Genomic DNA, 6,372 nt, shown 5'->3' on the forward strand with positions numbered 1-6,372 from the left:
CTTCCATTTGCAGAACATCATACTTGTTATTTTAATTTATGGAAATAGTATAAGAAGCGAATGGTGTTCGTTTATTGATTCCCATATGCAAAAGCGTTTCTTAGAAGATGGAAAAGTGCAGGAAATTCACAGATGGAAAAATGGTATTTCTTTCTGGTTCCAAGATCTAAATAAAGCTAAAGCTCTTCGACAAAGATATTTTCCTTTTCACAAATGGATCCTTAAAATGAGCAAACAAGGAACTTTGGGAGGAAGGGATGGTTCTTTAAAAAATGAAAGCATCATTTATGAAATTGTCTCACCCAGATTAAATAGAGTTCCACAGCAGGAAGATATTTTAAATGAAACTGTGATAAGTCAAAAATTACACAGCCTTCAACCTCTTTTAATTGACCTCGCAGAAGACCTTATAACACAAAAAATATCTCTTACAGTAATAAACGTTGGAGCAGATGCAAAACAAGTTTGGTTATCGTGGCCTATAGAATATGACGCTTACGTAAAAGCCTCTCTAAGAAGAACCTTGTCTTCTCATTCTAACAAGCCCAAAGTTCTCTTTTATTCTGAGCAAAAAGAAACAATTCATGGGAAAAGAGAATACAAGGGCATCCTCTTTCCTTAAGATTTGAATACTTTTAAGAAAAAAATCTTCTTAAAAGTAAATATAAACTCTCTTCATAACGTTATCTGAACTTATTGAGTACGCTTTTTTTATTAAGACTTAGGAGTTATCTTTTTTATATCATTCGTTAAATGCTTCCCATAAATTTTTTAAATAAGAGAGCAGGAAGTCCTCCACCCATGGGTCTTTTTTTCTTTTTAAGAGCAGACTTTGCCTCATTTTCATCAATTCCAAGCCAAATTCCCGTCACAAGATGATGTGTAAACCCAACAAACCAAGCATCTTGTTTTTGCTGCGTTGTTCCTGTTTTTCCAGCAATCCAAATGCCTGGCACTGCTGCTTCTTTTCCACGTCCATAGGTAACAACGTCATGAAGCATTATTTGCATTTGAGTGGCAATTTCCGACGAAATAACACTTTCTCTTTTTAAAGGTGAACGTTCATAAAGAACTTTTCCGTTTTTTGTTTCAATCCGAACAATTCCATAAGGCTCAACTTTATATCCTCCATTCGCAATAATCGCAAATGCACTGGAGATCTCTAAAAGCGTGACTTCTGATGTTCCAAGCGCAACACTCAAATTATTTGAAATCGGGCTTTTAATTCCAAGATTTTGAGCTGTTCTTTGAAGCGCCCGGAGTCCAATTTGCTGAGCGAGTCTCACCGTTGCTGTATTCACAGAATACGCAAGAGCTTCTTTTAAGGAAATCATACCCCGTGATTGCCATTGATAATTTTTTGGAGCCCATTTTCCAATTCGGATATGTGCATCTGAAATTAAATCTTGAGACGAACGTCCAGATTCGAGCGCACTTAAAAAAATAAATATTTTAAAAAGAGATCCGGGTTGACGAAGTGCCTGATAAGCTCGATTAAATTGGCTTTTTTCATAAGATTTCCCCCCAATCATAGCACGCACAGCGCCATCCAAACTCAAAGAAATCAAAGCAACCTGAAGATCTTTATAGGATGTTGAGGTTTTTAGAGCACTCTCAATACTTTTATCGGCTTCTATTTGAAGCCTTGGATCAAGTGTCGTTGTAATAATAAGATCCTGGACATTTAAATCCCCTATATATTTTGGAAGCTCTCTCATGATCCAATCACAAAAGTAACGAATCCCTTCAATTTTAACATCTAAAACATCAGGAACAAACATTTGAACAAGGGCTTCTGTTTTCTCCCAAGGTGTAATCATACCTGCTTGAATCATGGCTTCAAGAACAACGCCAGCGCGTTGATGAGCGCGCTCTTTATTCTGGAAAGAACCATAGTAAGAGGGCGCTTTTAAAAGACCAGCCAGAAGAGCAGATTCATAAAGAGAAAGTTGAGAGGGAGATTTGTGAAAATACTTATGAGAAGCTGCTCCAACGCCATACATCCCAGATCCAAGATAAACTCGGTTTAAATAAATACTTAAGATTTGATCTTTTGTAAATGTATGCTCTAACCAAAGAGCCAACATAACTTCTTGAATTTTTCGCTTTAAAGATCTTTGAGATGTTAAAAAAAGATTTTTTGCAAGTTGTTGAGTTAAGGTACTTCCACCTTGAACAACCGATTTTTGTCGCATGTTTATCCAAAAAGCACGCGCAATTCCAATAAGATCAATCCCTTTATGCGTGTAAAAGCGTCTATCCTCAATGGCAATGACAGCTTTTATAAGAAGAGGCGAGATTTCATTCAATGTATAATTTTTTTCCTGAGAGTCTCCATAGGTGCATAACGTCTTTCCTTGGAATGATTTAAAAGTAATGCTAGGACGCCGCACCCCTGGTTTAAGGCTTTCAAGATTGGGAAGATCATAAGCAAAATAGCCCAAAATAAATCCCCCGAGAATCACTCCCCACACTAAGAAAAGAAAGAACCATTTTAAAAGGCGTCCCATAAAAGGACGGTGACGTTTCTTTAAGCCTTTTTGTCTTGTTTTTTTTCGAGAAGGAGATTTTGTATCTGCATACAAAGCTCCTTTCTTCTTTTGCATTTGAGATTTTTTCAAGAATGTTGGCTCTTTACGCCAAGAGGGAGGTTTCTTAGAGGAAGACATTTAGAAAGACTTCCCCCTTTTATTAAATGTCTAAGTTCACAGCATTTAAAGCATTTTCCTGAATGAAATGACGTCGAGGTTCAACAAGATCTCCCATCAATGTTGTAAAAACTTCATCCGCCGCTTCTGCATGAGAGACTTTAACTTTTAAAAGAGACCGCGTATTTGGATCAAGCGTTGTTTCCCAAAGTTGTTCTGGATTCATTTCTCCAAGACCTTTATAACGCTGAATACTAATTCCCTTTCGCCCAAATTCCATGACACGGTCTAAAAGCTCAAGAGGCCCACGGATTATAATTACTTTTTCCTTAGCAACTAATTTTAAGGCTTGATTATACATTTCTTTCAGTTCAGAGGAATACGTTGAGAGATGTTGAGCTTCTCCACTTATAAATAAGGATCTTTCAATATAAAAAGACTCTCCAACACCTCGTTCCTTTCGGATAATTTCAAAAAAACCTCCTTTTTCATCTCCAGTTAAAGCCCATTCGACAGGGGCTTCAAGCTGACTTAGCCTCTTACAAAGATTAAGAAGAGCTTCTTTAAAGAGGACAGGATCTTCAGCCTGTGTACCAAAAAGCCCTTGAATAGCCGCTTGCTCACTAATAAACCGAGATCCAATTTTTGAACCAAGATGCTCAATCATCCGCCTTAAGACTAACGCTTTATCAATAACGGATCTTAAATCTTGACCCACAATCTGAACCCCTTCTGCTGTTACAAGGCAAAGATTTTCTGAGCCTTGATCCACAAGATAAGTTTCGAGCATTTGATCGTTTTTAAGATAAACTTCTGACGCCCCGCGCTTTATTTTATAAAGAGGAGGCTGAGCAATATAAAGATATCCTTTTTCAATTAATTCTGGCATTTGCCTGAAGAAAAAAGTTAAAAGTAAGGTTCGAATATGGCTTCCATCGACATCCGCGTCCGTCATAATAATAACTTTATGGTATCTTGATTTATCAACATTAAAGTCATCTTTTCCAATACCCGTTCCAAGAGCTGTGATAAGAGTCCCAATTTCAAGGGAGCCAAGCATTTTATCAAATCGAGCTCTTTCAACATTCAAAATTTTTCCACGCAAGGGAAGAATAGCTTGATTCTTGCGATTCCGTGCTTGCTTTGCAGACCCGCCAGCACCCTCTCCTTCTACCAAAAACAATTCACTTTGAGCAGGATCTTTTTCCTGACAATCCGCAAGTTTTCCTGGGAGAGAAGCTGTATCAAGCGCTCCTTTGCGGCGTGTCAATTCACGCGCCTTGCGGGCGGCTTCTCGTGCGAGAGCGGCCTCCATCACCTTTGCAACAACTTTTCGCGCTTCCTGAGGATGCTCCTCAAACCATTGATCGAGTTTATCTGTGACACTTGACTCAACAACGGGACGAACTTCAGAAGACACCAGTTTATCTTTTGTTTGGGAGGAAAATTTAGGATCTGGTACTTTTACAGAAAGAACGCACGTCAAGCCTTCTCGAGCATCTTCACCACTAAAAGTTATTTTATCTTTCTTCGCACCTCCCATGTTAGCTACATAATTTCCAAGGGTACGTGTCAACGCTCCTCTAAATCCTGCTAAGTGCGTTCCACCATCTCGTTGAGGAATATTATTTGTAAAACACAGCATTGTTTCGTGATAGCTATCAGTCCACTCAAGAGCAGCCTCAATAATAATACCATCTTTTTCATCCGAAATAAAAATAGGCGCATCTTGAAGGGGCGTTTTCAAGCGATTTAAATACTGGACGAAGGCAATAACGCCCCCTTCATAATGAAGTTCAACAACTTTTTCTTCGACGCCACGCTTATCGGTAAGCGTTAAAGACACACCCGAATTCAAAAAAGCAAGCTCCCGAAGGCGATGCTCAAGGGTTGCAAAATCAAATTCCGTTTTTGTAAAGGTCTCCTTAGAAGGCAAAAAAGTAATTTCCGTTCCTTTTTTATTGATTTCTTCCCCAATTACTTCGAGAGGAGCTTCTGGAACACCGTGTTTGAATCTCATAAAGTAGATCTTACCGTTTTTATAAACCTTAAGATCTAAAATCTCAGAAAGGGCATTTACAACAGAAACCCCCACTCCGTGCAATCCACCGGACACTTTATAAGAATTTTGATCAAATTTACCACCCGCATGGAGCTGAGTCATAATCACTTCAGCTGCAGAAATACCTTCTTCTTCATGGATTTCAACAGGGATACCACGTCCATTATCCGTAACTGTTACTGATCCATCAGGATTTAATGTCACCGTTACCGTATCACAATGTCCAGCTAAAGCTTCATCGATCGCATTGTCGACAACCTCATACACCATATGGTGTAACCCAGAACCATCATCCGTGTCTCCAATATACATTCCAGGACGCTTACGAACAGCATCAAGACCTTTAAGAACTTTAATAGAATGGGCACCATATTCCTCTGAAGAGTCAAGATTTTCAGGAGTTTCGTTATTCTTTACTGTGTCCAGTTCTTCCATTATAAAGCCTTCTTTTAGAGTCAAAGATAAAAATAATGCCAGGGTAAAATATTTAGAAAAAAGAATTTTTTCCTTTTAAAGATATAGACAAATTTATCAAAAAGCGCAAGTAAAGAGCATCACTTGGGCGAAATAAAAAAAGAGAGAAGATAGACTTCTCTCTTTTAGAATAAAATTTAATCAGAATCCAATAGGGAGATTTTCCTTTTCTTTTCAAAAGAAAAAGTCCTTACCTTTCTTTTTTTTAATTTTTAACCTGCTGGGCTCTCATGAAGTGGAGCAAGCTTAGGTGTACAAGCTTGTTTTCTGTAGTGTTTGTAAAATGTTCCAAACTTTGATGTTGTCACTTTTAAATTGTGTTCAACCGCTTTGACAACATCTTGAGATTTTGGATCATTCTTATGTGTATTTAAGAAAGCTATCTCTTGTTTATACTGTGTCCTCAATTTTTGTAAATCTGTATTTAAGTCCTTACATGATTTACCAAAAGCTGTATCAGATCCTCCTAGGAAAAGGACAGACCCCATAAAAAAAATAAAAGCAATAAAGACTTGTTTTATTTTTATTTTTGTTTTCATTCTTATTTCCTCTCTTATATCTAATACCGTGAAAACTTTAAGAGCTTTTTGAAGATAGACCTTGGACTTAGAAACACTTTTTCAAGGAAAAATCTATTTAGGCCAAATCCAACCTTTTCAAGGCATTTAACTATTAGGAGAACTTATGCTTCCAAGGGAAGGATGACAGTTACTCTGTCTATATTCAGCGGCAATCTTGTTAAATTGTGCCTCAATTTTCAGAAGATTTGCTTTTATGACATTCACAAGGTAATGACCCCAGAGAGAATCTCCTTCTCCATTAAGATAGTCTTTATCATTTCTATACCTTACTTGAAGTTGTTTTGCTGCCTCTCTCAAGCTTTCACAATTATTTTTAGCAAAAACTTCTGCGTAAGTTGCCATAAAAAGAGAAATTCCTATAACAAGTGAGAAAGAGGTTTTAATGAGTTTTTTTTCGATTTGCATTTTTATCTCCCGGTTTTTTTTACTTATTTTTAAATTATTTCTATTACAATATCACAATTTTTTGCTTTAAAAAACTATTTCTTTTTAAATCGTATAATTTTTAGAAATAGATGCTATATAATAAGTTTTTTTAGGAGAATAGCTACCTTAACGTCAGTTCGATATAAGAAATGAGGAATAATTATTAAAATTGTTAAGCTTA

Annotated in this window: 5 protein-coding genes; 1 reads left to right on the forward strand and 4 read right to left on the reverse strand. The window is 37.0% G+C overall.

Going from position 1 to position 6,372, the window contains the following annotated elements:
- Positions 1 to 85: 85 nt before the first annotated feature.
- Positions 86 to 622, forward strand: coding sequence for a hypothetical protein (locus JSS34_08065; protein MBS0186269.1), 537 nt, complete (start codon positions 86 to 88; stop codon positions 620 to 622).
- A 127-nt stretch (positions 623 to 749) separates the two neighbouring features.
- On the opposite strand, the gene JSS34_08070 is transcribed toward JSS34_08065, so the two are convergent.
- The 4 genes from JSS34_08070 to JSS34_08085 all read right to left on the reverse strand — a co-directional run bounded on the left by JSS34_08070 (position 750) and on the right by JSS34_08085 (position 6,170).
- The gene (locus tag JSS34_08070) at positions 750 to 2,669 is read right to left on the reverse strand and encodes a PBP1A family penicillin-binding protein (protein ID MBS0186270.1); all 1,920 of its coding nucleotides are present in this window, start codon (positions 2,667 to 2,669) and stop codon (positions 750 to 752) included.
- A gap of 22 nt (positions 2,670 to 2,691) precedes the next feature.
- Complete coding sequence (gene gyrB / locus JSS34_08075) at positions 2,692 to 5,145, reverse strand: DNA topoisomerase (ATP-hydrolyzing) subunit B (GenBank protein ID MBS0186271.1); 2,454 nt, start codon at positions 5,143 to 5,145, stop codon at positions 2,692 to 2,694.
- A gap of 251 nt (positions 5,146 to 5,396) precedes the next feature.
- Positions 5,397 to 5,723 carry a hypothetical protein gene (locus JSS34_08080; GenBank protein MBS0186272.1) on the reverse strand — a complete coding sequence of 109 codons (327 nt, stop codon included), beginning with the start codon at positions 5,721 to 5,723 and terminating at the stop codon, positions 5,397 to 5,399.
- Between the two features lie 126 nt (positions 5,724 to 5,849).
- A complete protein-coding gene (locus tag JSS34_08085) occupies positions 5,850 to 6,170 on the reverse strand; it encodes a hypothetical protein (GenBank protein ID MBS0186273.1) in 321 nt (106 codons plus the stop codon).
- Between the last annotated feature and the right edge of the window lie 202 nt (positions 6,171 to 6,372).

This window comes from Pseudomonadota bacterium (assembly GCA_018242545.1).
GTDB lineage: Bacteria > Pseudomonadota > Alphaproteobacteria > 16-39-46 > 16-39-46 > 16-39-46.

What these genes read in the sequence shown, in the direction of transcription:
- JSS34_08085 (MBS0186273.1), bottom strand. Translation starts at nt 6,170, where the DNA reads ATGCAAATCGAAAAAAAACTCATTAAAACCTCTTTCTCACTTGTTATA.
- gyrB (MBS0186271.1), bottom strand. Translation starts at nt 5,145, where the DNA reads ATGGAAGAACTGGACACAGTAAAGAATAACGAAACTCCTGAAAATCTT.
- JSS34_08080 (MBS0186272.1), bottom strand. Translation starts at nt 5,723, where the DNA reads ATGAAAACAAAAATAAAAATAAAACAAGTCTTTATTGCTTTTATTTTT.
- JSS34_08070 (MBS0186270.1), bottom strand. Translation starts at nt 2,669, where the DNA reads ATGTCTTCCTCTAAGAAACCTCCCTCTTGGCGTAAAGAGCCAACATTC.
- JSS34_08065 (MBS0186269.1), top strand. Translation starts at nt 86, where the DNA reads ATGCAAAAGCGTTTCTTAGAAGATGGAAAAGTGCAGGAAATTCACAGA.